Consider the following 25,002-nt stretch of genomic DNA (forward strand, 5'->3'; position numbering starts at 1 on the left):
GTAGCTCAGCGTCTGCCTCGTGCTCCTGAAAAGCCCCTTGAACGGGGCTTTTTCAGTTGTGGAAAGTGGCCTTATAAGTCGTAGGAATTTTGTTACAGTCTTTTCGGTGATGGCCTTTCAAAAGTAGCGATTTACCCGCTAGTCTCCGAACACCGCGATGCCGAAACAACGATTCCTACACGAGCCGGCCATGACTGATCTGTCCCGAATTCAAGGGTTTGCAGACGGCGCGATTCCTGCGTTGGAAGGGCGATTTTTCCGTCCACCTCTGCCTGAGGGTTATGTTCCCCGTGCGCGCCTGTGTCAGCGTCTCGATGCAGGGCTTGGCGGCCGACTGCTGCTGATCTGCGCCCCGGCCGGGTTCGGCAAGAGTTCGCTGGCTGTCGAGTTCTGTCAGGGGTTGCCGGACAACTGGCAAAACGTATGGCTGGGTCTTAGCGCGCGGGACAGCGACCCGGGCCGTTTTCTAGAGCGGTTGCTGGCCAGCCTTCAACAATTCTTCCCGCAACTGGGCGCGCAGGCGATGGGCCTGCTGAAGATGCGCCAGCGCCACCAGCCGTTCGCCTTCGAGGAGTGGCTCGACAGTCTGCTCGACGAACTGGCCATGCACCTGATGTTGAGCAAACCGTTGTTGCTGGTGCTCGATGACTATCATCTGGCCCAGGGGCCGGTACTCGATCGCTGCCTGCAGTTCCTTCTCAATCATCTGCCGGCCGGGCTGGTGGTCATGGTGACCAGCCGACAGCGCCCGGACTGGCATCTGGCGCGCTTGCGTCTGACGCGGCAGCTGCTGGAAATCAACGAACAGGACCTGCGCCTCACGCACGCCGAATCCATGGCAGTGCTGGGGCGGCACAGCGGCTCGCTCGACAGCGAGGCGTTGCAAAGCCTGATTCAGCGCAGCGAAGGCTGGGTCGCCGGGCTGCGCTTCTGGTTGCTGGCGGCGTCCGAGGCCGGTGATGAAAGCGCCTTGTCCCAGGCGCTGCGCGGCAGTGAGGTGCTGATTCGCGAGTACCTGCTGGAAGAAGTGATCGACTGCCTGCCTGCCGACGTTCAGGCGTTTCTCTACGACACCGCCTGCCTGGAACGCTTTTGCGCCGAGCTGTGCGACGCCGCGCGGGATGGTCACGACAGCGCCGGGATGCTGGGTTATCTGCAGGCGCATCAGGTTTTTCTGGTGCCTCTGGACGAGCAGGGCCACTGGTTTCGCTATCACCATCTGTTTTCCGATCTGTTGCGCGCTCGTCAGGCGGCCGGCGCACCGCCGACCCGCCTGCACCTCAATGCCTGCCGCTGGTTCAGCGCTCAGGGCCAACTGGACGAAGCGGTCGAGCAGGCCTTGCGCGCCGGGCATCTGGATGTGGCAGCCAATCTGGTGCAGAACCTCTCGGAAGAACAGCTGCTGGCCGAACAGAACGTCGGCATGCTGCTGCGCTGGAAGATGGATTTGCCGGATGACCTGCTGACCAGCACACCCCGCTTGATCGTGCTCTACGCCTGGGCGCTGGGGCTGGCCTGCCAGCTGGATGCCGCCGAAGAGCTGGCCAATCAGCTGAGCCGGTTTCTGCCGGCGCCCTCGGCAACCGCTCAGAAATCCATGCTCGCCCAATGGCTGGCACTCAGCGGCATCATCGCCCGCGGCCGCGGAGACAGTGATAAGACTCAGCGCTATTGCACCGAAGCCCTGCTGAGCCTGCCGGAAAGACGCTATGGGCAGCGGCTGGTATGCCTGTCGACACTGGCCAACCTCGCGGTCGCCAACGGTGATCTGTGGCGCGCCCGCGTGTTGAATCGTGATGCGCTGGAACTGGCTCAGCGGGTCGCCAATCCGTTGTTCGAGGCGCTGGCGCATTACGACCGCGCCCGAGTCCTGCAGGCCCGGGGCGAAATTCTCCGCGCGCTCGAGGAAGTACGGCAGGGGCAGCAACGCCTCAAAGGCTTGTCCACCATTCGGCTGTACGCGGTCCGCGCGCGTCTGACGCTGTATGAGGGCTACTTGCTGACCCTGCGTCTGCAGGTTGACGAGGGGCGGGTGTTATTGCTGGCCGGCCTGGCCGAGGCGCGCGCCTGTCGCGACATCAGCGTACTGATCGGCCACTGCGTGATCGCTACCATGGAAGGCTGCGCCGGCCGCTTTGCCGAAGCCTTCGCTGAACTCGCCGAAGCCGAACGGCTGATGCACATCTGGGACGTGCCGCCGATCTATTATCTGGCGATGATTACCCTGGTCAAATGCGAGCTGTGGCTGTTGCAGGGGCGCATGGACCTTGCCGAAGCGTGGCTGCTGCGCCTGACGCAGACCTACAACGGCGGCCTCGGCGCTGCGGCCCCTGAGTGCCATCCACAGCTGCCGCAGCACATCGAGTTGCAGCGTGCTGTACTCGAGCGACTGCAGGGTGACGGCGTTGCCTGCGAGCAGCGCTTGCAGGCGCTCGAACGGCACGCTCAGGAGGTGGGGGCGAAACTGCTTGGACTGATCGCCATGACCCAGCAGATCGGCCTGCTGCTGAGCCAGGCGCGATGCGACGAGGCGCGGGCATTGTTGCTGCGCAGCCTGCCCGCAGCGTCCGGCGGCGCACTGATACCGTTCAAGGCGCTGATTGGCGAGCACCCCCGGTGGCTGCATGAGCAACTTCTGCACCTGCCACCCTGTCGGGTTCAAGCTGCATTGCTGGAAAAGCTCCCGGCCTGTTGCACGCCGTCGCCCGAGCCGGCACATGGCGGCGATTGCCTCAGCGTGCGCGAACTGGGTGTGCTGCAACTGATTGCACAAGGCTGTTCCAATCAGGAGATCAGCGAGCAGTTGTTCATCTCCCTGCACACCGTCAAGACCCACGCCAGCCACATCAACAGCAAGCTGGGGGTCGAGCGTCGCACTCAAGCGGTGGCGAGGGCCAAGACGCTGGGCTTGCTGGCTTGACGACGATGGTGTTTACCGGGCCACTCAGGCCGGACTGCCCGCCCACAGCGTATCGACTTCTTCCAGCCCCCAGTCGGTGGTTTTTTCGATTCTGAGGATTCCGTCCGGGTCGGAAGGGCAGCCCAGGTCGATGACTTGTGCGGCGAACGTCTTGCCGGTGCGCGCCGACATGAAAACCTTCACTTTCGGTTTCAGCAGCGACGCCTCACCTTGTTCGACCACCACGCCGAGGCGCCCGCTTTCCAGGCGTACCAGTGTGCCGATCGGGTAAATACCCACGGTCTTGACGAAGCTTTGAAAAACCATATCGTCAAAATGCCCCTTCCATGACGCCATCTCGCGAATCGAATGGGCAACGCCCCAGCCCTTTTTGTAAGGGCGGTCGGAGGTAACGGCGTCATACACGTCGCACACCGCGCCCATGCGCGCAAAGATACTGATCTGGTCGCCTTTCAAGCCGTGCGGATAGCCCGAGCCGTCGACTTTCTCATGGTGATGCAGGCAGACATCGATCACCGACGCGGCCACGGGCTGCGTGTCCATGAGTATCTTCACGCCCAGCTCGGGGTGGGCCTTAATGATCTCGAATTCGTCGCGGGTCAGGCGGCCCGGTTTGTTGAGCACCGCCGAGGCAATCATCATTTTGCCGACATCGTGCATCAGCCCGGCCACACCGGCCTCACGGACCTGATCGTCAGGCATGCCCATGCGTTTGGCCAGCGCAACCATCAACGCGCAGACCGCCACCGAGTGCATGTAGGTGTACTCGTCGGAGGTCTTCAGGCGGGACAGGCTGATCAGCGCGTGCGGATGGCGCAGGATCGAATTGGAGATTTCCTCCACCAGCAACTGCACATTGCCGACATCCATGGCCCGGCCCATGCGCGCTTCGGTAAACATGGACATGACCGCGTCTCTGGCCCGTCCGCAGATCAGCCTGGCGCGTAGAACTTCCGTTTCGAGACTGGCCGGAGTTGTATCCTCGCTGGCCGATGGCGATGCGGGCGAGGTCTGGGGTGTCACTACACGGCTTTTACCGGTTTCGATCCAGACTTCTTTAGTGCCCGATTGCTGAATACGCTCGAGCACTTCAGCGTCATCGAGCATGACTTCGACCAGGCCTATCCAGAACGGATCATTGGTCCAGCGGCGGCAGATTTTGTGGATGTGCATGCCCAGGGCAAGCTCAGCAACAGGTATTTTTTTCAGCATGCTCAGCCACCTGCGTGCGTAGGCATGCCAGGCAGCGGGTAAGCGCAACGAGCATACGAAGGGCTGCTGGCGGGTATCAGCAGAATGCAGGCGCTATTGATCGACATGACGTCACCCCGTTGACTGCAAGGATTGTTCTAATCTCACAATGCCAGTATACGGGGCTGTCGCAAAAAATCATGTCTATTTGGTGCATTCTGGCGAGTTCATTCTCGACATCCGCCAGTCAACCGGCAAAGCCTTCAGGCCACTGGCGTTTCGCTCGGCAGGTGATGATAGCGACGGCCGAAGTAGACCAATGCATCTGCACCGCTCTGATGCCTGATATCCACCACCTCGCAGAACAGAATGTCATGCGTGCCGACGCTGACCGACTGGCTCACCTTGCAGTCGAGCGCCAGCTTTGCGCTGTCGAGGATCGGCGCGCCGGTCACTCCGGCCTCCCACTGGCCGCAGGCAAAGCGCTCCTGCTGGGAGCTCTTGCCGCCGAACAGGTTGGACAAATCCTGCTGACCGTTGCCCAGCGTATTGACGCACAACCTGCCGTTTTCGATGAAGGCGTCATACACCGATGCACTGCGGTTGATACACACCAGCAGCGTCGGCGGTTGATCCGTCACGCTGCACACGGCGGTCGCGGTAAAGCCGGCGCGTCCGCCAGGGCCGTCGGTGGTGATGACGTTAACGGCGGCGGCCAGGCCGGACATCGCATCGCGAAACGCCAGCTGGCTGACAGCAGCGATGGGCAGAATGGCGGGAGCTGCAGAGGAGGTAGGCATGGGATGAGTCCTTTCAGGATTGTGTGCTGAGAAAAGCGAGCAGGGCGCGTTGGAAGGGCTGTGGATCGGTAATGTTCGAGGCATGGCCGCCATAGTCCAGCACCACCAGCGTTGCATTCGGCAGCGCATTGGCCAGGTGCCGGGATTGCTGCCAGGGCACCAGCATGTCGTCGCGGTTGGCAATCAGCAGGGTCTGGGTGTGGATGCGCGTGAGATCGGCCTCCACGTCGAAGGTTTCCAGCGCATGGATGCGCCGCAGCAGGTTGTCGGTGTCGGGAAAGTGCGCCAGAGCGTGGGCTTCGTCGTCGTCCAGCCGCGGGCCGTTGGCGGCGATCCAGTCTGACGGGTAGAGGAACAGCGCCTGAGCCTGCACGTAGGCCTCCGGTCCGCTGTTCAACAGCAGTTTTTTGCGCACTGAAAAGCAGCGCGCGCTGTGCGGGTTCGGACTGCTCCAGGCATTGATCAGTATCAGACTTTGCAGCAGTTCCGGGCGCAGCAGGGCCAGTTCCAGACCCACCAGGCCGCCCAGCGCATGGCCCATGAAATGGCAGCGCTGGATATCGAGTGAATCAAGCAGGGCCAGCAATTCCACAGCCATGTGCCGGATCGAATAATCCCCTGGCAGCACCGCAGGACTGCGTCCGGTTCCGGCATGGTCGTAGACGAGCACGCGGTAGTCGCGGGTCAGCAGTGCCAGGTCATCTGCCCAGTAGCGGCCAGACCCGCCCAGCCCGGAACTGAGCACCAGGGTCGGTGCATCGGCATGCTGGCAGGCATGAAACTCATGGAACATGGGTTTTCTCCGGGTGGGCGTCAACTGCCCACGGTCGCGATTCAGCCGATGTGGGCGATGCTGGCGATTTCGATCAGCGCCTCGGGTTTGACCAGGCCGCACTGGATGCAGTAACGGGCTGGCTTCTCGCCCGCGAAATACTCGGCATACACTTCGTTGACCTTGGCGTAGTCGGCCCAGTCCCGGATCATGATCATGTTGAACGTGACATCGTCCATCGTTCCGCCTGCGGTCTCGACCACGCTTTTGATGGCTTCCAGCACGTGACGGGTCTGTGCGGTGGCGTCGCCGACGTGTACCACGTTGTTGTCCTTGTCGAACGGCAGTGTGCCCGAGACATAGAGCACGCCGTCGGCCATGGAGCCCGGTACGAACGGCGCGATGGGCTTGCTGGTGCCGGCAGGGATGATTGCTTTCTTGGTCATGCTGGTGTCCTCACGAAAGTTGCCCGACAGGGCTGAAAGTGGTGCAGAAGTCATCGACGCTGGATACCCAGCCAAAGAAGGTTTCGATGTTGAACAGCGCTGCTTGCTGAGCGAATTCGGGGCCTGCCTGATGGGTCGCGTCGGCCAGCACCACGCCGAAATATTCCAGGTGAAAACCGTCGCGCAGGGTCGACTCGACACAGACATTGGTAGCGATGCCGGTGAACACCAGGTTGCGAATGCCGCGGCTGCGCAGCACGCTGTCGAAGCTGGAATTGAAGAAGCCGCTGTAGCGGATTTTCGGCACCACGATGTCGCCAGGCTGCGGCGTCAGTTCGTCGACAAGCTGGTAGTCCCATCCACCCTTGGCCAGCAGTTGCCCTTCGAGTTCCGGGCGCTTGCGCATGGTTTTCAGGGCGTTGGACTTGTGCCAGTTCGGTGAGCCGGGGCCACCGGCCTCGACGTAGGCCGGGTCCCAGCCATTCTGGAAAAAGATCACCGGAATGCCCGCCGCACGTGCGGCGGCACAGGCCTTGTTGATATTGGCGATGACCGGCCCGGTGCTGCTCACATCGAACCCGGCGAGGTCCAGATACCCGCCGAGCGACGCGTAGGCGTTCTGCATGTCGACCACCACCAGCGCGGTTTCGCCGGGTTTCATGCGCAGCGGTTCGGGGCGGGCGGGTAGCTCGCGTGCGGGCTGCAGGTCCGGCAGGTCAACGCCTGCGACGGTTGTCGGGGTTGCCATCAGACCACCTCCTTGAGCTGCGCAATGTGCTTGCGGCTGGTCATCAGTGGCTGGATCTTCTCGCCGAAATCTTCGACGCCTTTGACGAAATCATCGAACGTCAGCATCACGCCCTGAGTCCCCGGCACACTGGCAACCTCGTCGAGCATTCTCGCCACTGTGGCCCACGACCCCACCAGCGTGCCCATGTTGATGTTAACTGCTGAGGTCGGGTCGGCCATCTGCCGCAGGTTGGAGCCGGCGCTTTTGTCTGCCGAGCCTTTTTCGCTCAGCCAGGCGATGGCTTCTTCATCGGCACCGTCCTTGATGTGCTCCCAGCGAGCCCGTGCAGCTTCGTCGGTGTCGTCGGCGATGATCATGAACAGCACGCAGGAAGTGACGTTGCGGCCGGTCTTTTCGTTGGCTTCGAGCAGTTTCTGTGCAGTAGGCGCGAACGCTGTGGGGGTGTTGACGCCTTTGCCGAAGCAGAAGTTGTAGTCGGCATATTGTGCCGAGAACGCCATGCCCGCTTCACTTTGACCGGCGCAGATCAGCTTCATGTCGCCCTGTGGGCGAGGGCTGACGCGGCAGTCCTGCATGCTGAAATGTTCGCCCTTGAAGTCGCTGCTGCCGGTGGCCCACAGGTCGCGCAGAACCTGAGCGTATTCGGCCAGGTATTCATAGCGGGTGTGGAAGAACTCGTCGCCCGGCCACAGCCCCATTTGCTCGTATTCCGGCTTCTGCCAGCCGGTGACGAGGTTGATCCCGAAGCGGCCATTGGAGATCGAATCGATGGTCGAGGCCATGCGCGCGGCAATGGCGGGCGGGATGGTCAGGGTGGCGACTGTGGCGAACAGCTGGATCCGGCTGGTGACCGCGGCCAGGCCGGCCATCAGCGTGAACGACTCCAGGTTGTGTTCCCAGAACTGCGTCTTGCCGCCAAAGCCACGCAGTTTGATCATCGACAGCGCAAAATCGAAGCCGTAGCCCTCGGCCTTCTGCACGATCTGTTTGTTCAGCTCGAAGGTCGGCATGTACTGCGGAGCATTGCTGGAAATCAGCCAGCCGTTATTGCCGATGGGGATGAAGATACCAATGTCCATATGAGGCCTCTCTGCGTGGGTCGATGCGTGCCAAAGCGCGACTGGCGGCACTTGAATCGTCTTCAATCGTCTCTCGATCATCTTTTGCATTAAGCGGGCCAGAAATATTTATCTTTTTTATTCAAGGGGTTGTGGATTTTTAATGTTTGTTTCAGACCATTTGGTCCGAATCAGAGCACTTGGTTTGTGCAGGGCGCACGCAGATGGGGCAGGGCGGACGGCGCAGGCGACCCGTATCGACAAAACAGCTGCGCCCGTTAAGATGCCCGCTCATTTCGGCATCACTGGATGGATGTGCGTGAACAAGAAACCTCCCCTGGCTGACCCGGCGAAGAAACGCGTACGCAAGGCCAAGCCAGAGACCGTGGTCAAGACGACCCGCGAACCCAGTGCGACGTCCCTGAAGCGGCGCATGCGCCTGATGGAAGGCAAGCGCACGCTGATTCTCGATGCGGCGCTGGAGATATTCTCTCGCTACGGCGTGCACGGCAGCAGCCTGGATCAGGTCGCGAGCCTGGCGGACGTCTCCAAGACCAACCTGCTGTATTACTTCAGCAGCAAGGACGACCTGTACCTGAATGTGCTGCGTCAGTTGCTCGAGGTATGGCTGAGCCCGCTGTTGCACTTCACCGCCGACAAGGACCCGGTGCAGGCGATCAGCGCCTATATCAAGGCCAAGCTGGAAATGTCCCGCGATCACCCGGCTGAATCGCGGCTGTTCTGCATGGAAGTGATGCAGGGCGCACCGCTGATTCAGGGCGAGTTGCAGCACCCGTTGCGTGACACGGTGCAGGCCAAGGTGGCGGTGATTCAGCACTGGATCGACAGCGGCCAGTTGGCCCCCGTCAACCCGCACCATCTGATTTTCACCCTGTGGGCAACCACTCAGCATTACGCCGACTTCCGCACTCAGGTCGAGGCCGTGACTGGCAAGACCCTGGATGATCCGGGGTTTTTCGAAGAGGTGCTGGCGAGCCTGCGCAGCATGGTTCTGGACGGGATCTTGCCGCGCAAGGCGTGACCGGGCTTCGGCGGACCTGACCCGCGCACCCCGCTCGCGCAGTGCGCGGGCGTCCTGCACAAACCAAGTGCTCCGATTCAGACCATTTGATCTGTTTTATTCGTCTCGATGGCGTCAGGTCGTTGTTCCATAGCGCTTTTCCTGTAATGGCATGGATGCTGCTAATGCCTGCCTGTGCGGTCCTCATCGGCCATTACCCTCAGGAAAACGTCTATGTACAAGAAACTGTTGCCCGGGACATTGTGTGCGGCCGTAGCGTTGGGAGCGGTCAGCCTTGCTCAGGCTGAAGGATTGACCCTCGAAGGGAAGCCGAAAATCGCCATGGTGTATATCAGCCCGCGCAATGATGGCGGCTGGACTCAGGCCTTCGACGAAGCGCGCGTGAAGCTGGAAAAGGATCTGGATACCAAGATCCAGTACGTCGAGAGCGTGCCCGAGAACGCCGCGGCCATTACGCCGGTGGTCGACCGACTCATCGCCCGCGGTGCCAACATCATCGTCGGCACTGCATTTGGCTACTCCGACACCTTTCTTGCGCTGGCCAAGAAATACCCGAAAGTCGCGTTCCTCAACGGCTCCGGCACCACCAATGCACCCAACCTCGAATCGTTTTACGGGCGTACCTACGAAAGCCAGTACCTGTGCGGCATGGCCGCAGGCGCGGCCTCGAAGACCGGCAAGCTGGGCTTCGTCGCCGCCAACCCGTTTGGCCAGGTCAACTGGACCATCAACGCCTATGAACTGGGCGCCCGGCAGATCAATCCGAAGGCCACCGTCAACGTGGTCTATACCGGTGCATGGAACGACCCGGTCAAGGAACGCGCAGCAACCATGGCGCTGATCGACAACGGTGCCGATGTGGTCGGTCAGCACGTCGACAGCCCGACACCGCAGATCGTCGCACAGGAGCGCGGCATTCACGGCACCGGCCACCATCGCGACCTGAGCGAGTTCGCCCCCAAGGCGACGGTCTGCTCGTCGCTGTGGGTCTGGGATCGCTTCCTGGGGCCGGAGCTGAAGAAAATCATTGCCGGCAACTGGACGCCGCCCGCCAACGGCGCGCTGCTCTCGATGCAGCAGGGCGGCACCGATATCAAGCTGACTGCGGACACGATCATTTCCGATGCGGACCGCAAGAAGATCGAGGCCGAGCGCGCCGAGCTGCTGGCCGGCAGAAAAATCATCTACAGCGGCCCGCTGGCCGATCGTGACGGCAAGGAGCGGGTCGCGGCCGGTCAGCAATTGTCTGACCCGGACCTGTGGAAAATGGACTGGTTCGTCGAAGGCGTGAAGACTCAGCAATGAGCCAGGTCAATGCGCTGCAACTCACCGGCATCAGCAAGTCGTTCGATGGCTTCAAGGCGCTGATCGATGCCGACTTCACCGCCTGTTGGGGTGAAGTGCATGCCCTGCTGGGCGAGAACGGTGCAGGCAAGTCCTCGCTGATGAATATCGCCGCCGGGCTGTACGCACCGGAAACCGGCACCCTGCTGCTGGACGATAACCCGGTTCAGCTTCAGGGGCCCAGGGACGCCAGCCGTTATCGGATCGGCATGGTCCACCAGCACTTCAAGCTGGTGAAGCCGTTCACAGTGGCGCAGAACATTCTCCTGGCACTGCCCGAGCAACCCGGCGAAGGCAGCTATCGCAAGCGGCTGCGTGCGCTGGAACAGGAGATCGTCGGCAAGGCCGAGGCGCTGGGGTTTGCGATTGACCCGGCGCGCACCGTCGACAGTCTGTCAGTCGCCGAGCAGCAGCGCGTCGAGATTCTCAAGGTGTTGCTGGCCGGTGCGCGGATTCTGATCCTCGACGAGCCCACGGCAGTGCTGACCGATCAGGAGGCCGAGCGTCTGCTGCTGACTGTTCAGGCATTCGCCCGGCAAGGCGCGGCGGTGGTTCTGGTCACGCACAAGATGGCTGACGTCAAACGCTATGCCGACCGGGTAACCGTGATGCGTGGCGGGCGCACCGTGCAGACCCTGGACCCGCAGAAGGTGAGTGTCGAGCAACTGGTGCAGCTCACGGTAGGTGAATCGGTGCCGGTTGCCGAGCATCAACCGGCGACACCCGGCGAGGTGCGTTTGCAGGTCAAGGACTTGCGCAGCGTCGGCAGCAGTACGCTCAACGGCGTCAACCTGAGCCTGCACGCCGGGCAGATTTTCGGCATCGCAGGCGTGGGCGGCAACGGTCAGGCCGAGCTGGCCAACGCCCTGATGGGGCTGCCGCAAGCCACTGAGGGTGAAATCCACATGGCCGGGTTTGGCGATTTGCGCGGCGCGTCGGCCGACCAGCGTCGGCAGTTGCGCATTGCCTCGATCCCGGCCGACCGCTACGGCGCGGCGCTGGCCGGGTCGCTGTCGGTGGCCGAGAACTTTGCCATCGGCAATATTCACAGCGGGCAATACGGCTCTTTCTGGCGTCTCGGCTACAAGCGTCTGAAACAGGATGCGCAGCGCGCCGTGGCGGACTTCGACGTACAGGGCGTGCGCTCTCTCGATCAGAAAGCTGCGCTGTTGTCGGGAGGCAATGCCCAGAAGCTGGTGATCGCCCGCGAATTCAGCCGCGACCCGCAATTGGTGCTGGTGCACAGCCCGAGTCGGGGCCTGGATGTGCGTGCCACCCAGGCGGTGCATGCCCGTTTGCGGGCGGCGCGGGACGCGGGGGCTGCGGTACTGGTGATCAGCGAGGATCTGGACGAAGTATTGGCCCTGGCTGACCGTGTCGGCGTGATGAACGGCGGGCGCATTGTCGCCGAGTTCGCGCACCCTGCCGACCGGCAAGCCATCGGCAAAGCGATGGTGAGCCATGACTGAATCAGCGCAACCAATGAAATCCGCACGGCAACCTTTGCTGGCGCGGCGCTACACCCTGGAGCTTCGTCAGCAGACCGGCTGGCTGTTGCAGGCGCTGATCATTGCCCTGGCGTTGCTGATCGGACTGACGATCTGCACTGTGATTCTGATTCTTGCCGGCGTGCCTGCCGACGAGCTGCTCAACGAGTTCGTCGTGCAGACAGTGTTCGATGCACAAAACTTCAAGGCAGTGTTGTTTCAGGCATCGCCGATGATCATGGTCGGGCTCGCCGGGTGCATGGCGTTTCGGGCACGTTTCTGGAACCTGGGTCTGGAAGGTCAGATGATCTGGGGGGCGATTGGCGCCACGGCGATCTCGCTGTTTCAGGTGGGCCCGGAGGCGTTGCGTCTGCCGCTGATGATGGCGGCAGCCGTTATCTGCGGATTGTTGTGGAGCCTGGGGCCGGTGCTGCTGAAGCTCAAGTGGCAGGTCAACGAGATCATCTCGACGCTGATGCTCAATTACATCGCTGCCAATTTCCTCCTGCACCTGGTGTACGGCAGTTGGAAAGACCCGCGAGACAACTTTCCCTATTCCCCCGCGTTTCAGAGCTTCGAGCGGCTGCCCGATCTGTTTGCCGGGTATAACGCGGCGATCCCTCTGGCGCTGCTGGTCACCGGTCTGACCCTGTGGTTCGTCGGTGTTTCGCGGGCCGGGTTGTACCTGCGCTTCGTCGACGCCAATCCGAAAGTCGCCGGCGCGGTGGGCGTGCCGGTGCGCAAGATGATCATCGGCACCGTGCTGCTGTCGGGCGCGCTGGCGGGGCTCGCAGGTTTTGTCGTGACCTCGGGGCAGGAAGGGCGCCTTACTCAGTCGTTCTATCAAGGCTACGGGTTTTCCGGGATTCTGATCGCCTTTCTGGCCCGCAACAATCCAGTGGCCGCAACCGTGGTCGCGCTGCTGATCGCCATGCTGTTCGTGGCCGGACGCAACCTGCAGGTGTTCTATCAGATTCCGTTTTCGATGGTGCAACTGATCCAGGCGATTCTGGTGATCTGCGTCGCGTCATCGGACTTTTTCATCCGCCATCGCCTGCGGCGCATTCAGGCAGGAGAACGTTGATGGAGCTTATTTCCCACTGGCTGGGCAGCGCACCGGATTTTGCCGTGCCGTTCGCCCTGGCAGCGCTGGGCCTGATCCTCATCGAGCGCAGCGGTGTACTGGCGCTGGGCGTCGAAGGGCTGATGCTGGTCGGCGCACTGGCGGGCATTGGTATGCAGTTGAGCCTCGGCTCGCCTGGCCTTTCGCTGCTGGCGTCGATGGCGGCGGCAGGTCTGGTGTCGTTGCTGTTTGCGCTGATGGTGCTGGTGCTGCGGATCAATCAGGTGATCGCCGGGCTGGCGCTGGTGTTCTTTTGTCAGGGCTTGACCGGGCTGCTGGGCACGCTGCTGGGCTGGACCAACCGCCCGGTCAGCGGCTTGCAGGCGGTCGAGCTGTGGCCGTTGTCCGAGCTGCCCGTGGTAGGCCGGGTATTTGTGCAGAATCCGCTGGTGTACCTGACCGTGGTTATTTTCATCGCGGTGGTCTGGCTGCTCGATCGCACGCGCACCGGGCTGCGCCTACGCGCGGTGGGCGAGAACCCGCAGGCCGCCGATGCCGCAGGTATTTCCGTGCTCGGTTATCGCCTGGCGGCGATTGTCGCCGGTTCCGCGTTGATGGGGCTGGCCGGCGGTTTCATCGCCGTGCTCAGCACCAAGATGTGGATCGCCGACATGACCGGCGGGCGCGGCTGGATTGCAGTTTCGCTGGTGATCTTTGCGCGCTGGTCGCCCTGGCGCGCGTTGGCCGGCGCTTTGCTGTTCGGCGGTATCGAGGCGCTGATTCCGCAATTGGCGGCAACCGGCGTGCGCCTGCCCCAGTATTTCGTCTTGATGACACCCTACGCGGTAACCCTGTTGGTCATGGTCTGGGTGGCGAGCGGCAAGCGTCAATCGAGCAGCCAGCCCGGTGCGCTGGGCGAACCTTACATTCGTGAGGAGCGCCGCTGAGCGGTGCGCGCAGAAGCCCGCAATACGGGCGGTTCAGCACGGGTTAAGGAATTTTTGATAGCGTGTATGCTCTAATCCGGTTATTAGCGTTCGTCAAAACCAGGAGCTCCTGAATGTTTACCTCGCGTCGTTTGATCATTGTCGCCACCGCCGTAGCCATGCTTTCCGGCTGTGCAACATCCAATCCCTATGACAATCAAGGCCAGGCGCAAAGCTCCGGTGGTATGAGCAAAACGGCCAAGTACGGCGGACTTGGCGCATTGGCCGGTGCGGTAGCCGGTGCGGCCATCGATCACAATCATCGCGGCAAGGGCGCCCTGATCGGCGCTGCAGTGGCGGGTGCCGCATCGGCGGGCTACGGCTACTATGCAGACAAGCAGGAAGCTGCGTTGCGCGAGAGCATGGCCAACACCGGTGTCGAGGTGCAGCGTCAGGGTGACCAGATCAAACTGATCATGCCGGGTAACATCACGTTCGCGACGGACTCTTCGGCCATTGCCAGCAGCTTCTATTCGCCGCTTAACAATCTGGCGAGCTCGCTCAAGCAGTTCAATCAGAACAACATTGAAATCGTCGGTTACACCGACAGCACCGGCAGCCGCCAGCACAACATGGACCTGTCGCAACAGCGCGCCCAGAGCGTCGCGACTTACCTGACCTCGCAAGGTGTCGATCAAGCGCACCTGTCAGTGCGCGGTGCAGGCCCTGATCAACCGATTGCCAGCAACGCCGACGTCAACGGCCGCGCCCAGAACCGCCGCGTAGAGGTCAACCTCAAGCCGATTCCGGGTCAGCAGTACTGATCGATGCCGCTCCGCTCGCATACGGGTTGAATGCGGGCAAAGTGGGAGCGAGCTTGCTCGCGAAGGCGATGGTCTCTTCGCGAGCAAGCTCGCTCCCACGAGTCAATATCAATGCCGCGCGGGATACTGCTCATGCAGGCTGTCCAGCAGCCGGTCTTTCTCTTCCCATAGCGTATTGATCCACTGCTGGAATTCCAGACGGTATTCGCCGTCCTGGTCGTAATTCTTGCCGAGAAACTGCTGCGGGATTTTGATCTCTTCGAAGTACGCAACCACTTCCTTCACATTCCCGCACAGCAGGTCCCAGTAGCCGGGTTGTCCGCCAGGGTAGTGGATGGTCACGTTGATGATCGATTCCAGCTGTTCGCCCATCGCATCGAGCACGAAGGCAATGCCGCCAGCCTTGGGTTTGAGCAGGTGGCGGAACGGCGAGTTCTGTTGCGCGTGTTTGCCGGCGGTGAAGCGCGTGCCTTCGGCGAAGTTGAAAATCCCCACCGGGTTATGGCGAAACTTCGCGCAGGTGCGGCGCGTGGTTTCCAGGTCCTTGCCTTTCTTTTCCGGGTGTTTGGCAAGGTATGCCTTGGAGTAGCGCTTCATGAACGGGAAGCCCAGCGCCCACCAAGCGAGACCGATCACCGGAACCCAGATCAACTCCTGCTTGAGGAAAAACTTCAGTGGGCGAATACGTCGGTTGAGCACGTACTGCAAGACCATGATGTCGACCCAGCTCTGGTGATTGCTGGTGACCAGGTACGAGTGATTGTAATCCAGCCCTTCCAGACCGCTCAGGTGCCAGCGGGTGTGGCACAGCAGTTTGATCCAGGCATTGTTGTTGCCGATCCAGGTTTCATGGATGTGGCTCATCAACCAGTCGGTGAAACGCTGTGCCGCAGAGAAGGGCAGACAGATCTTGAGGATCGTGACCGCGAACAGCACTGTGCAACAGACGATGGTGTTCAGCGCCAGCAACAGCGAGGCAATGACGCCGCGTAACGGGGCAGGCAGAAAATCCATGAAGAAGACGGCTCCGCAAGTTATCGGAAGCCGCAGATTGCTCTGCGGCACTCGGGTCAGGCATCAGGACAGCGTGTCGGCCTGTATGGCTGTCAGCGCGATGGTGTAGACAATGTCGTCGACCTGCGCGCCGCGCGGCAGATCGTTCACCGGTTTGCGCAGGCCTTGTAGCATCGGGCCGAGGCTCACACAGTCGGCACTGCGTTGCACCGCTTTGTATGTGGTATTGCCGGTGTTCAGGTCCGGGAACACGAACACGTTGGCGCGTCCTGCGACCGCGCTGTCCGGAGCCAGCTGCCGGGCGACCTGTTCGTTGGCGGCCGCATCATACTGCAGCGGCCCGTCGATCAATAGATCGCGGCGGGTTTCGCGTGCCAGCTGCGTCGCTTCGCGGACTTTCTCGACTTCTTCGCCGCTGGCCGAATTGCCGCTGGAGTAGCTGATCATCGCCACACGCGGCGAGATACCGAAGGCAGTGGCCGAGTCGGCGCTCTGCAAGGCAATCTCGGACAGCTCGCTGGCACTCGGATGCGGGTTCATGATGCAGTCGCCGTACATCAGCACCTGCTCGGGAAAGAGCATGAAGAATACTGAAGACACCAGCGTGCAGCCTGGCGCGGTCTTGATCAGCTGCAGGGCCGGCCGGATGGTGTTGGCGGTGGAATGAATGACGCCGGACACCAGCCCGTCGACCTCGTCCAGCGCCAGCATCACCGTACCGATCACCACCGGGTCTTCGAGCTGTTGCTCGGCCATGGGCGCGTTCAGGCTTTTGCTTTTGCGCAGTTCCACCATCGGCGCAACGTAGCGTTCGCGAATCAGGTCCGGGTCAAGAATTTCCAGCCCCTGCGGCAGCTCGATGCCGTGCGCCTGCGCAACGGCGTGCACGTCCTCGGGCCTGGCCAGCAACACGCAACGCGCGATACCGCGTGCCTGGCAGATCGCGGCAGCCTGAATGGTCAGCGGCTCGTTACCTTCAGGCAGCACGATGCGCTTGTTGGCCGCTTGCGCGCGCTGGATCAACTGATAGCGAAACACCGCGGGCGACAGGCGCAGCTCGCGGGGGGTGCCGCAGCGCTGGTGCAGCCAGTTGGCGTCCAGATGACTGGCAACGAAATCGGTGATGTTTTCCGCGCGCTCGCGGTCATCGATGGGGATTTCCTTGTTCAACTGATTCAGGCGATTTGCCGTGTCATACGAGCCGCTGCTGACCGACAGCACCGGCAGCCCCGCCTGCAGTGCGCCGCGGCACAGCTCCAGGATGCGTGGGTCGGGCACGGTATCGCTGGTCAGCAGGAGGCCGGCGAGCGGTACGCCGTTTATTGCCGCGAGGCTCACCGCCAGGATGATGTCGTCGCGGTCGCCCGGCGTCACCACCAGCACACCCGGCTTGAGCAGTGGAACCGTGTTGAGCACCGTCCGCGCACAAATGATGATTCTGGTCATGCGGCGCTGATCGTAGTCGCCTGCGTTCAGCACCTGCGCACCGAGCAGCTCGGCCACATCGCGGGTACGCGGCGCGTTGAGTTCGGCGCGATACGGGATACAGCCCAGCAGGCGAAAGTCGCCACTGCGCAGCAACGGCGAGTGTTCTTTGAGGCGCGAGGCGAAGACTTCCATGCTCTCTTCGGTGCGCACCTTGTTGAGTATCACCCCCAGCACCTTGGGGTCCTTGGGGCCGCCAAACAGCTGGGCCTGCAATTCGACCCTGCCCGACAGATCGGCGAGCACTTCGTTTTCCGGGGCAGAGACCAGAATGACTTCGGCATCCAGGCTCTTGGCCAAATGCAGATTGACCCGCGCGGCATAGCTCGCGCTACGGGTCGGGACCATGCCTTCGACGACCAGCACGTCCTTGCCGACAGCTGCCTGCTGATAAAGATTGATGATCTCTTCGAGCAGTTCATCCAGTTGACCATCACCGAGCATGCGCTCGACATGCGCCAGCCCCAAAGGCTTGGGCGGCTTGAGGCCGTGGGTGCGAGCCATCAGCTCGGTCGAACGCTCGGGGCCCAGATCGCCGGGGTGTGGCTGGGCGATCGGTTTGAAAAAGCCTACTTTCAAGCCGGCGCGCTCCAGCGTGCGCACCAGTCCCAGGCTGATGGAGGTCAACCCCACGCCAAAGTCAGTGGGGGCGATAAAAAAAGTCTGCATACTGGCTTCTCGATTGAGCAGTGCAAGGGGTCGCAGCACATAGGGAACCGCCGCCGACCGAAAAAGTCCGGAAACCGTCTAACGCGATTTCTCTGCGGCAAGACTATCGTTATCTGCGGCATTCGCACACCAGCCGCAACAAAAGGCCTGACCTCTCATCTGACTGCGTTGCAGCGGGTCCAGCACCCAGGGGCGTGACTGCCACGGAGGGTCATGACGCAGGTGCTGGGTATGGCCGCACGATAGCAGCGCAAACCAGTGACAGTGCTCGTCCTGTCTCAAATCGATAACGATTGAACCTTTCAAAGCGGGCCGTCCGTCAGAGTTGCGTTCGCTTTCGGGCGATTGCTTGGTTAAACTTGCCCGTTCTTCAATCTTAAGCAAAAGGTCTTGTCCCCATGCCGATCGCCGCCAATAAGGCTGTCTCCATTGACTATACCCTGACCAACGACGCTGGTGAGGTCATCGACAGTTCTACCGGTGCTGCGCCGCTGGTTTACCTGCACGGTGCAGGCAACATCATCCCGGGCCTGGAAAAGGCACTGGAAGGCAAGGAAGTAGGCGACCAGCTGAACGTTGCCGTCGAGCCCGAAGACGCCTACGGTGAGTACTCGGCCGAACTGGTCAGCACCCTGAGCAGCAGCATGTTCGAAGGCGTCGACAAGCTCGAAGTCGGCATGCAGTTTCACGCTTCCGGTCCGGATGGCGGCATGCAGATCGTCACCATCCGTGATCTGGAAGGCGACGATGTTACCGTTGACGGCAACCATCCGCTCGCGGGTCAGCGCCTGAACTTCGACGTGAAGGTTGTGGCCATCCGTGATGCCAGTGAAGAAGAAATGGCTCACGGCCATGTTCACGGTGAAGGCGGTCATCAACACTGATTTGTGCTGCTAAGCTCAGGCACTGAAAAGGCGCCCTGGCTGTTCTGCGATGACGACTTTCGTTACGCGTGCGGTCACGGTGCCTTTTTTCGGGTTATAGCCTGGGGCGACTTGTTTCAAAAGGGGTTCTCATGAGTGCTTTTCACGACATCAAATTGAAAGCGCTGGGTGGCCAGGAACTGCCGCTGGCGAATTTCAGGAACAAAGTGGTTCTGGTGGTCAACGTCGCGTCCAAATGCGGGCTCACACCGCAGTACGCAGCACTTGAAAACCTCTATCAGCAGTACAAGGACAAGGGCCTTGAGATACTGGGGCTGCCGTGCAACCAGTTTGCCGGGCAGGAACCGGGTACCGAGCAAGAGATCGCCGAGTTTTGCCAACTCAACTACGGCGTGACGTTTACGCTGGGTGAAAAACTCGACGTCAACGGCCCTAACCGTCACTCGCTTTACCGTTTGCTCGCGGGCGAGGGTGCCGAGTTTCCCGGGGATATCACCTGGAACTTCGAAAAGTTTCTGGTCGGCAAGAACGGTGGTGTAAGCGCACGTTTTTCTCCGCGTACCACTCCGGATGATCCTGCCGTGATCCAGGCCATTGAAAAGGCCCTGGCGCAAAGCTGATCATGTGGCCGGGGTAGCATTTTGCGTTCGCCCGGCTTTCTTGCGCGCTCGTCGCTTCTGAACTCAGATCAGCCAGATCAATAGTACTGGGCCACCGCTGACGCCCGGCGATATTCTGCGCGCCTGATGGCAATCGACCATTTCACAGGAGTTGCGCATGTCGGCAGAAGCCTTGTTCACGCCTTTCCGTCTGGGCAGCCTGGAGCTGTCATCGCGTGTGGTCATGGCTCCCATGACCCGCTCGTTCTCGCCAGGGCACGTGCCCAACTCGAAGGTCGTCGAATACTACCGGCGGCGCGCTGCTGCAGGTGTCGGGCTGATTATCACCGAAGGTACGACGGTCAATCACAAGGCCTCCAACGGTTATCCGAACGTCCCGCAGTTTTTCGGTGAAGCGCCACTGGCCGGCTGGCGCAAGGTGGTCGAGGCAGTGCATGCGGAGGGCGGCAGGATCGTCCCGCAACTCTGGCACGTCGGCGCTGTTCGCCGTCCTGGCACCGAGCCGGACGGCAGCGTGCCTGCCTATGGGCCGATGGAAAAGGTCAAGGACGCTCAGGTGCTGGTGCATGGCATGAGCAAGCAGGACATCGACGAGATAGTGGCTGCCTTTGCCCAGGCTGCCGTCGATGCCAAGGCGATGGGCATGGACGGTGTCGAAATTCATGGCGCTCACGGTTACCTGATCGATCAGTTCTTCTGGGAGGGCAGCAATCAACGCAGCGACGAGTACGGCGGCAGCCTCGCCAACCGCTCACGTTTTGCGCTCGAACTGATCAAGGCCGTGCGCGCCGCTGTGGGCCCGGATTACCCGATCATTTTCCGTTTCTCACAATGGAAACAGCAGGATTACACCGCGCGCCTGGTGCAAACGCCCGAGGCGCTGGGCGAGTTTCTGCAGCCTCTGGCTGATGCTGGTGTGGATATCTTTCATTGCTCTACCCGGCGTTTCTGGGAGCCTGAGTTCGAAGGCTCTGACCTGAACCTGGCGGGCTGGACGCGCAAGCTGACTGGCAAACCGACCATCACAGTCGGCAGCGTCGGACTGGACGGTGAGTTCCTGCAATTTATGGTCGACACCGATAAGGTCGCTCAACCGGCCAGCCTGGAAAATCTGCTGAAGCGGCTGGGCAACGACGAGTTCGATCTGGTGGCGGTGGGGCGTGCGCTGCTTGTCGATCCGGATTGGGCACTGAAAGTGCGCGAAGGCCGCGAGCAGGACATCCTGCCTTTCAGTCGAGACGCACTGGCGACACTGGCCTGATCTTCTTGCTGGCTACCGGCCTGATCTCTTTGACGCTTGCCGCGTTCTGGCTCGGGCAGGCCTCGCGCAATTGACGCTCGAACTGATCGATGACTGCTGTCCAGCCCTGGCGACTGGCATGTTGCCGGGCATTGAGGCGCACTCGGCGCAGTGTCTCACTGTCCTCCAGCAACCAGCGCGCCGAGTCGATGAACGCCGCCTCGTCCCCCGGCATGGCCAACGCACCGTTGTGGCCGTGGCGGATATGCTGCCCGGCTGCGGCTTCATCGTAGGCGACCACGCCCAGGCCTGAGGCGAGTGCTTCGAGAACTACGTTGCCGAAGGTTTCGGTGAGGCTGGGGAACAGAAACATATCGGCCGAGGCATAGTGCGTCGCCAGCACCTCGCCGCGCTGGGTGCCGCAGAAAATCGCATCCGGGATTTGCTGTTCCAGCTGCGGGCGTTGAGGCCCGTCGCCAACCACCACCAGTTTCAGATTACGTTGCGGGTAACTGTCTTTGAGCGCCTCGAAGCAGGCTTTGAGCAGGCTCAGGTTTTTTTCTGGGGCAAGCCGGCCAACATGCAGGACCGCAACATCATCGGCTTGCAGACCCCAGCTCTCGCGCAGAAGCTGCGAGCGTCTGGACGGGCTGAACAATTGACTGTCGACGCCACGCGACAACAGCTCGATCCTCTCAAAGCCACGTCGCTCCAGCTCGACCTTCTGACTGATGCTGGGTACCAGCGTCATGCGTGACCGATTGTGGAACCAGCGCAGGTAGTGCGTCAGCAAGCGGGTGATGAAACCCATGCCGTACTGCTGCGTGTACTGCGGGAAGTTGGTATGGAAGCCACTGATCACCGCAATCCCCAGCCGCCGCGCTGCGCGCAGTGCCGAGAGCCCCAGCGGACCTTCCGTGGCGATGTACAGCACATCCGGCCGACGCCGTTGCCAGCGCCGCAGCAGCTTGTGCATCGAAGACTGACCCCACTGCAACCCCGGGTAACCCGGTATCGGCCAGCCCCGGCAGAGCAGCAGGTCCTCTGCAGTGCCCGCGCCGATCTCGTCGTTCTGACGTGGCCGGACCAGCTCGACCCGATGCCCGCGCAACCGCAACCCTTCACACAGCCGCCCCAGGGTATTGGCGACGCCGTTGATCTCGGGAGTAAAGGTTTCAGTGATCAGGGTGACGTTAAGAATTTGGCTCATGAGAGCAGTGTCGACTGATTACATTTCGGTTATGTGGCGGTTATGTGATGGATTGGTGATGGGGCGTCGGTAAGGTGAGCAAGTTGGCGTGAGACTGCGCGGAATAGTTAATAGGTAAACGCATAGGCTGTACAATGATTTTAATAAAAATTACGATAAAGTTAATTGGCTTCCTACAGGTGTTCACATCGTTTCCTAAAAGCGCGTAGTCCGTTCTGATACGTGTTGATATTATCTGTTTGCCTAGTAATGTCGGGTTATCGAACTGTGTGGTTCGTTAACGTTGGTTTGGAATGGCTGGATTTTTAGTTGTTCCTGCTTATCAATATACTAGGGAAGTAAAATGAAATTTAACGACAATAAATTGAAATGGGCTCGTTCGGCTTCAGGAATTGCTTTGGCACTGTTAGCCTTTTCGAACCTTGCACTGGCTGGGAACTATCAATCGTCGGTTGCTCTGCCGGTTATTCATTCAAAAGGCTATGTTCACACCGCTGAGCTGCCAGTAAGCAGGCATGCGCCTGTGACAGCGACGATCAAAAGTGTCAGTTGGAACTGGAACGTGGTGGGCTGGCCTCAGGGGCTTGAGGTCTACTTGTGCCAAGGTGTCAGCGTATGCCTGAACGTATCACGTCAGCGAACGGGGTCCACAACGTTTTTCGGTAATCAGTCGGCAAGTCGCAAGTTCTATTACACGATGAAGGTTGGAGATGCGGGAAGGGTGCCAGTCGCTGGACAGCAAGGGCGAATAACTGTCGATTGGTAATCTCACAAGCGCCTCCCCCCGACAGGGAGGACGCTCAGGCTACCAATTTGCCATGTCACGAAATGCGAGAGGAAGAGCGTCGTTAAAGTTTAGTATCTTTTCAAGTATCCTGGCCGCAGGCGTACCTTTCAAATATTCTTCTTCATAAAGGGCTGTTCGCTCTTTTTGCATACACCCCCCGATTTTCTGAAAGTAAGCGCTCGACTCGGGTGTGACTATCTTGCCCGTGGCGCAGTAACGAATCACGGGGTAATCAGATAGATCGACTCCCTCGCCAGTCAATGAATTGTACGCATAGTGTCTGGCCAGGAAGCTCGCTTCGACCGGGCTGCTTTGAGCCTGTTCCATCAGCTTGTGCCTGAGTTCTCCTCCTCGCAGGATTGTCCTTGCGCAATGAGGTGTTTCTTTTTCGCGGACGGCTTCTTGAAGTACGTTAGCGAAGCTTTCAGGTGTTGATGCCGGGGGGCGTGGTGTTGTTTTGTACCGTACACCTAACGGTGTGACGTTCAGGAATGGCGAAATATTGTCGGTATGGGTCATTTGAAAGTCCCTCGCGCACGTTCCATTGCCGCTGGCATAGGCACGAAGTCTTTATCCTCCACAATGGATCTGCGTTGTTCGATAGTCATGCTATCCATGAAGCGATTTGAGCGGGACATTGCCGAGCTGCCGAGTGTTGCGGGTAATGCGACTGGAGGTTTTTTCTCCGTCTGTGTGATGGCAGCGTTCAACAGGCTTGCAAACTGACCTGAACGGTTTTCCGGTAGTCTTTCGAGGGATGCCGGTCGGTAGGAGGAGAGTTGTTCTGCGGCAGATTCTGTTTTTATTTCCATAGCGATTACTCCTGTTTTTTTTTAATCAGGAGAGCAAAGATAATGCCATATTTAATGTATTGGTTGTTCCTACGCCGTTGCAGTCTTGTATTAGAGGTCGGGAAGATTTGTCCTACACAATGTTCCTACGTGTAATGTTTTTTCATATCTCGGCAAGCAGTGTCTGGTTGTGGCAAGTCGTTGCCGTTACACGGAATGGAGTTCTATAAGCTGCTTGTAAGAATGCTGATATATCGCTGTAAGAAATTTCCATTTTAATGCTGAAGTGCCGAACAGATAACTCGTTATCTGTTCTGCACGCTCTCAGGCGTCGTCGTCACTCAGCCGGTCAAGCAGGGCACTCAGCCCAGATCACGAACCAGTTGGCCGATCACTTCGCCCACTTTGGCCAGATCCGGTGCCGCCAGACGATGTTCATCGGCGTACGAATACGCCACGGTGAACAAGCCGGCGGTGCGGGTGGAATAGGCAGGGATGTCTTTTTCGAAAACACGGTTAGTGGCTTCGGCAGTCAGCGAAGTGGAGCCGATGACGATGCGCTCTTCGGGGTCGTTCACACCGTTGATGTAAACTTCGTCCGGGTTGATCGACCATTCGGCCAGCTCGCTGACCAGAAAGGCGCGGATCTTTTCCTGAACGGTTGCGTTGTCAGCGGCCAGTGCAGCAGGGTTTACTTGAGTATTCATGATTTAACTTCCTTGTTAAGTTCATGTGTCGCCGGGTTTCATGGAAGCTGGCTTCACATGAACGGATTGATTGAGGCCCTATTTAGCCTCAGCCGGCAGAGTGAGTTGCGGTACATATTTATATGCGTGTGATTTTTTCTTCGGGTGTGCCGAACCGCTTTGCGCGGTCCGGCAAGTTGGCATTCAGCCGCGTGCGTGGGTCACCGGCAACGCATCCGCGCCACGTTCACGCACCCAGAACAGCGTTGCAGCGGCCACTGCAGCAGGCATCATCAGCAGATTGACCACCGGGATCAGCAAGGCAACGTAGACGATGCCGCCAAAGCTCAGGCTCTGCCAGCGTTTGCTCTTCAGCCAGCCGAGCATTTCGTTCCAGCCCAGTTTGTGGTTATCGGCGGGGTAGTCGATGTACTGGATCGCCATCATCCACACCCCGAACAATAGCCATAGCGGGGCGGCGATGATGTTGGCGACCGGGATGAACGACAGGATGAACAGGCCGAGCATGCGCGGCAACATATAGCCCAGCTTGCGTGCTTCGCGGGCCAGGGTGCGGGGCACCATGGCGACCAGTTCGGCCCAGCTGAAATCGGGCGATTCGTCTACACCGCGAATCACGGCTTCGACCTTTTCGGACAGAAACCCGTTGAACGGTGCGGCGATGATGTTGGCGACCATGGTGAAGGTGAAAAACACCATCAGCAGCACCAGCGCCACGAACAGTGGCCAGAGGATGTAACTGAGAAAACTCAGCCAGTGAGGCAGGGTCGGCATGAAGGTGTCGACCCACAGCTCGAACTGGTGCACCGCCAGATAGATCAGGCCGCAAAACAACACCACATTGATGCTCAATGGAAGTAGAACGAACAAGCGCAAACCAGGGCTGAGGACCAGTTTCAGGCCCTCTCTCAGGTATTGCGGGCCAGTAAGGGCGGGAGCGGGCATGGGAGTCTCCGAGTGCTTGAAAGGCG

25 protein-coding genes are annotated in these 25,002 nt (G+C 60.3%); 11 read left to right on the forward strand and 14 right to left on the reverse strand.

What is annotated here, in order from left to right:
- The first annotated feature begins 190 nt into the window (after nucleotides 1-190).
- Nucleotides 191-2,920 carry a LuxR C-terminal-related transcriptional regulator gene (locus JOE39_RS24540; protein ID WP_209994983.1) on the forward strand — a complete coding sequence of 910 codons (2,730 nt, stop codon included), beginning with the start codon at nucleotides 191-193 and terminating at the stop codon, nucleotides 2,918-2,920.
- Between the two features lie 24 nt (nucleotides 2,921-2,944).
- On the opposite strand, the gene JOE39_RS24545 is transcribed toward JOE39_RS24540, so the two are convergent.
- The 6 genes from JOE39_RS24545 to rutA form a co-directional block, all read right to left on the reverse strand.
- The gene (locus JOE39_RS24545) at nucleotides 2,945-4,132 is read right to left on the reverse strand and encodes an HD-GYP domain-containing protein (protein WP_134943071.1); all 1,188 of its coding nucleotides are present in this window, start codon (nucleotides 4,130-4,132) and stop codon (nucleotides 2,945-2,947) included.
- A 242-nt stretch (nucleotides 4,133-4,374) separates the two neighbouring features.
- Complete coding sequence (gene rutF, locus JOE39_RS24550; protein ID WP_003346162.1) at nucleotides 4,375-4,911, reverse strand: NADH-dependent FMN reductase RutF; 537 nt, start codon at nucleotides 4,909-4,911, stop codon at nucleotides 4,375-4,377.
- Nucleotides 4,912-4,924: 13 nt separating this feature from the next.
- On the reverse strand, nucleotides 4,925-5,704 hold the full coding sequence (rutD, locus tag JOE39_RS24555) for a pyrimidine utilization protein D (RefSeq protein WP_029572518.1): 780 nt from the start codon (nucleotides 5,702-5,704) through the stop codon (nucleotides 4,925-4,927).
- A 41-nt stretch (nucleotides 5,705-5,745) separates the two neighbouring features.
- A complete protein-coding gene (gene rutC, locus JOE39_RS24560; RefSeq protein WP_003317005.1) occupies nucleotides 5,746-6,129 on the reverse strand; it encodes a pyrimidine utilization protein C in 384 nt (127 codons plus the stop codon).
- 10 nt (nucleotides 6,130-6,139) lie between these two features.
- Nucleotides 6,140-6,877 (reverse strand): pyrimidine utilization protein B, encoded by a 738-nt coding sequence (rutB, locus tag JOE39_RS24565; protein WP_016567277.1) that lies wholly within the window; start codon nucleotides 6,875-6,877, stop codon nucleotides 6,140-6,142.
- On the reverse strand, nucleotides 6,877-7,959 hold the full coding sequence (gene rutA, locus JOE39_RS24570; protein ID WP_004419096.1) for a pyrimidine utilization protein A: 1,083 nt from the start codon (nucleotides 7,957-7,959) through the stop codon (nucleotides 6,877-6,879). The genes rutB and rutA overlap by 1 nt, the downstream gene beginning before the upstream one ends.
- A gap of 292 nt (nucleotides 7,960-8,251) precedes the next feature.
- Here rutA and rutR point away from each other — a divergent pair, with 292 nt between their 5' ends.
- From rutR to JOE39_RS24600, 6 genes are all read left to right on the forward strand, one after another.
- The gene (gene rutR, locus JOE39_RS24575; RefSeq protein ID WP_024650086.1) at nucleotides 8,252-8,980 is read left to right on the forward strand and encodes a pyrimidine utilization regulatory protein R; all 729 of its coding nucleotides are present in this window, start codon (nucleotides 8,252-8,254) and stop codon (nucleotides 8,978-8,980) included.
- A 213-nt stretch (nucleotides 8,981-9,193) separates the two neighbouring features.
- Entirely contained in the window at nucleotides 9,194-10,285 is a 1,092-nt protein-coding gene (locus tag JOE39_RS24580) for a BMP family ABC transporter substrate-binding protein (protein ID WP_096113256.1), read from the forward strand.
- Nucleotides 10,282-11,793 (forward strand): ABC transporter ATP-binding protein, encoded by a 1,512-nt coding sequence (locus tag JOE39_RS24585; protein ID WP_004419090.1) that lies wholly within the window; start codon nucleotides 10,282-10,284, stop codon nucleotides 11,791-11,793. Before JOE39_RS24580 ends, JOE39_RS24585 begins: the two co-directional genes overlap by 4 nt.
- Nucleotides 11,786-12,895 carry an ABC transporter permease gene (locus JOE39_RS24590; protein WP_024665525.1) on the forward strand — a complete coding sequence of 370 codons (1,110 nt, stop codon included), beginning with the start codon at nucleotides 11,786-11,788 and terminating at the stop codon, nucleotides 12,893-12,895. The genes JOE39_RS24585 and JOE39_RS24590 overlap by 8 nt, the downstream gene beginning before the upstream one ends.
- Complete coding sequence (locus JOE39_RS24595; protein ID WP_003316999.1) at nucleotides 12,895-13,821, forward strand: ABC transporter permease; 927 nt, start codon at nucleotides 12,895-12,897, stop codon at nucleotides 13,819-13,821. Before JOE39_RS24590 ends, JOE39_RS24595 begins: the two co-directional genes overlap by 1 nt.
- A 113-nt stretch (nucleotides 13,822-13,934) precedes the next feature.
- On the forward strand, nucleotides 13,935-14,624 hold the full coding sequence (locus JOE39_RS24600; protein WP_003319364.1) for an OmpA family protein: 690 nt from the start codon (nucleotides 13,935-13,937) through the stop codon (nucleotides 14,622-14,624).
- A 108-nt stretch (nucleotides 14,625-14,732) separates the two neighbouring features.
- Here JOE39_RS24600 and JOE39_RS24605 read toward each other — a convergent pair whose 3' ends face one another.
- The 3 genes from JOE39_RS24605 to JOE39_RS24615 all read right to left on the reverse strand — a co-directional run bounded on the left by JOE39_RS24605 (nucleotide 14,733) and on the right by JOE39_RS24615 (nucleotide 18,176).
- Nucleotides 14,733-15,638 (reverse strand): acyltransferase, encoded by a 906-nt coding sequence (locus JOE39_RS24605; RefSeq protein WP_046719906.1) that lies wholly within the window; start codon nucleotides 15,636-15,638, stop codon nucleotides 14,733-14,735.
- 63 nt (nucleotides 15,639-15,701) lie between these two features.
- Entirely contained in the window at nucleotides 15,702-17,792 is a 2,091-nt protein-coding gene (pta, locus tag JOE39_RS24610) for a phosphate acetyltransferase (protein ID WP_024683339.1), read from the reverse strand.
- A gap of 78 nt (nucleotides 17,793-17,870) precedes the next feature.
- Complete coding sequence (locus JOE39_RS24615) at nucleotides 17,871-18,176, reverse strand: DUF3565 domain-containing protein (RefSeq protein WP_210078163.1); 306 nt, start codon at nucleotides 18,174-18,176, stop codon at nucleotides 17,871-17,873.
- Between the two features lie 14 nt (nucleotides 18,177-18,190).
- On the opposite strand from JOE39_RS24615, the gene JOE39_RS24620 reads away from it, so the two are divergent.
- The 3 genes from JOE39_RS24620 to JOE39_RS24630 all read left to right on the forward strand — a co-directional run bounded on the left by JOE39_RS24620 (nucleotide 18,191) and on the right by JOE39_RS24630 (nucleotide 20,557).
- Nucleotides 18,191-18,676 carry a peptidylprolyl isomerase gene (locus JOE39_RS24620; protein WP_003346185.1) on the forward strand — a complete coding sequence of 162 codons (486 nt, stop codon included), beginning with the start codon at nucleotides 18,191-18,193 and terminating at the stop codon, nucleotides 18,674-18,676.
- Nucleotides 18,677-18,807: 131 nt separating this feature from the next.
- Nucleotides 18,808-19,296, forward strand: a complete 489-nt coding sequence (locus JOE39_RS24625) for a glutathione peroxidase (protein ID WP_003316994.1) — start codon at nucleotides 18,808-18,810, stop codon at nucleotides 19,294-19,296.
- A gap of 157 nt (nucleotides 19,297-19,453) precedes the next feature.
- Nucleotides 19,454-20,557 carry an NADH:flavin oxidoreductase gene (locus JOE39_RS24630; protein WP_016567282.1) on the forward strand — a complete coding sequence of 368 codons (1,104 nt, stop codon included), beginning with the start codon at nucleotides 19,454-19,456 and terminating at the stop codon, nucleotides 20,555-20,557.
- Here the strand turns inward: JOE39_RS24630 and JOE39_RS24635 are convergent.
- The gene (locus JOE39_RS24635) at nucleotides 20,526-21,746 is read right to left on the reverse strand and encodes a glycosyltransferase family 1 protein (RefSeq protein ID WP_004419078.1); all 1,221 of its coding nucleotides are present in this window, start codon (nucleotides 21,744-21,746) and stop codon (nucleotides 20,526-20,528) included. The two genes, JOE39_RS24630 and JOE39_RS24635, sit on opposite strands and share 32 nt — an antisense overlap.
- Before the next feature lie 343 nt (nucleotides 21,747-22,089).
- On the opposite strand from JOE39_RS24635, the gene JOE39_RS24640 reads away from it, so the two are divergent.
- On the forward strand, nucleotides 22,090-22,512 hold the full coding sequence (locus tag JOE39_RS24640) for a flagellar protein FlhE (protein WP_227443038.1): 423 nt from the start codon (nucleotides 22,090-22,092) through the stop codon (nucleotides 22,510-22,512).
- A gap of 39 nt (nucleotides 22,513-22,551) precedes the next feature.
- Here JOE39_RS24640 and JOE39_RS24645 read toward each other — a convergent pair whose 3' ends face one another.
- The 4 genes from JOE39_RS24645 to cysZ all read right to left on the reverse strand — a co-directional run bounded on the left by JOE39_RS24645 (nucleotide 22,552) and on the right by cysZ (nucleotide 24,976).
- Nucleotides 22,552-23,052 (reverse strand): hypothetical protein, encoded by a 501-nt coding sequence (locus JOE39_RS24645; protein ID WP_016567284.1) that lies wholly within the window; start codon nucleotides 23,050-23,052, stop codon nucleotides 22,552-22,554.
- Nucleotides 23,049-23,345, reverse strand: coding sequence for a hypothetical protein (locus tag JOE39_RS24650; RefSeq protein ID WP_016567285.1), 297 nt, complete (start codon nucleotides 23,343-23,345; stop codon nucleotides 23,049-23,051). The genes JOE39_RS24645 and JOE39_RS24650 overlap by 4 nt, the downstream gene beginning before the upstream one ends.
- A 341-nt stretch (nucleotides 23,346-23,686) precedes the next feature.
- Nucleotides 23,687-24,031 (reverse strand): hypothetical protein, encoded by a 345-nt coding sequence (locus JOE39_RS24655; protein WP_122219709.1) that lies wholly within the window; start codon nucleotides 24,029-24,031, stop codon nucleotides 23,687-23,689.
- 183 nt (nucleotides 24,032-24,214) lie between these two features.
- Nucleotides 24,215-24,976: a sulfate transporter CysZ gene (cysZ, locus tag JOE39_RS24660; RefSeq protein ID WP_010424709.1), complete on the reverse strand. Its 762-nt coding sequence runs from the start codon at nucleotides 24,974-24,976 to the stop codon at nucleotides 24,215-24,217.
- Between the last annotated feature and the right edge of the window lie 26 nt (nucleotides 24,977-25,002).

This window comes from Pseudomonas sp. PvP100, assembly GCF_017833055.1.
GTDB classification, from domain to species: Bacteria; Pseudomonadota; Gammaproteobacteria; order Pseudomonadales; family Pseudomonadaceae; genus Aquipseudomonas; species Aquipseudomonas syringae.